1 protein-coding gene is annotated in these 1,311 nt (G+C 49.2%); it reads right to left on the bottom strand.

Annotation, left to right across the window (positions count from 1 at the left end):
- Nucleotides 1-30: 30 nt before the first annotated feature.
- The gene (locus KNQ15_RS16545) at nt 31-1,128 is read right to left on the bottom strand and encodes an ISL3 family transposase (RefSeq protein WP_251137737.1); all 1,098 of its coding nucleotides are present in this window, start codon (nt 1,126-1,128) and stop codon (nt 31-33) included.
- Nucleotides 1,129-1,311: the final 183 nt, after the last annotated feature.

The raw sequence follows: 1,311 nt of genomic DNA, 5'->3' as shown, positions 1-1,311 counted from the left end.
GGCTCATCACCATAACACGTGGTTGCTATTTTAACCACCAAGCTCGAGGCGCAATCTCAAAAAGAATCGTTCGAGGTTTCGGTAGCCATAACCACGACGTTTGATGAGCTTAATCTTGTTGTTCGTTCCTTCCATTTTCCCGTTCGATAGCCTTGATACAATGGTCTGACGCATCGCTTCCTCACGCCCCCGGATCGCTTTCGCGATTTTTGCGAGAGGTCCGCACGGATGGAACTGGTAACGGTCCAGCCAGTCCGTCAGTCTTCGGTGAGCCTGCCTGTTACACGTTGCCTTCAGCACATACCGGATATGTTGGAGTCCTCTATATAGATCCTGAGTAAAGGCGTCTTCTAGAATACAAGAACGGGCGACCTCTCGGTCTTCTGGAGCCAGCATTTCTGGGCGACAAGCCAGTGCACGGTCAATGACGCGAATATGATGATGGCGTTTCGTCTCGTTCAAAAATCGACGCCGACGGCGAAGAGCGTCCGTGAAGAACTGGATGAGATGAAAACGATCCAGTACATGCGCTGCACTCGGGAAGACACGATTAGTTGCCTTCGCCATCGCAGGTGCAAAATCACTGACGACAGAACGAACATCTCCCAGTACACCTTGAAGCGCAGCCGTGATCGCCGATACGTCCCGACCCGGGACGATAGACAGAAGACGTCCAGTCTTGGCATCAAGAACGATCGTCGCATAGTGGTGTCCTTTTCTCGTGGCGAACTCATCGACGAGGATGTGTGTCGCCTGTCCCACTGTATCCACTGAAGCGTACTGATAAAACCACCGTTCCACAGTCGTATAAGGAAGTTCATATTCATGCGCAACATCTGAAATTGTGCGGCCATGGCACCGTTCTGTGATGCCTTTTCGGAACACTTCGGTAGAAGTACGGACGAGTCCGAGACCGTAGTCATATACAAACGTCAAATCACAAGAGAGGCATCTTTGACGTGGGACATCTAGTTCGATCCACAAGGCACCGACTCCCCACGCATGACCGTGTCGAAAACGACGACGCTTTTTCGAATGCAAGATAGTCTTTTTTTCGCATAGCGGACAAGGGATTTCATGTGTATCAGGAATGATAGGAAATACGTGCGGTTCTTCATCGGACGACATCTGGATTTGAAAAAGGGCTGGAAGCGGAAGAATTAATTTGATAAACTGTTGGGACAAGGCGAAAACTCCAATCGTGGTTTGTCTAGACAACAATTACGATACCGGGGTTTTCGCTTTTTTTCTATGTTCGATTTAAAATCCGATGGATTTTATGTGTCAACCACACCTTATGGTGATGAGCCA

The sequence above is a fragment of the Exiguobacterium sp. s168 genome (assembly GCF_018619035.1).
Classification (GTDB): Bacteria; Bacillota; Bacilli; order Exiguobacteriales; family Exiguobacteriaceae; genus Exiguobacterium_A; species Exiguobacterium_A acetylicum.
The sequence above is the reverse complement of the archived record's forward strand: the minus strand, read 5'-3'. Positions and strand labels throughout refer to the sequence as shown.

What these genes read in the sequence shown, in the direction of transcription:
- KNQ15_RS16545 (WP_251137737.1), bottom strand. Translation starts at nt 1,128, where the DNA reads ATGTCGTCCGATGAAGAACCGCACGTATTTCCTATCATTCCTGATACA.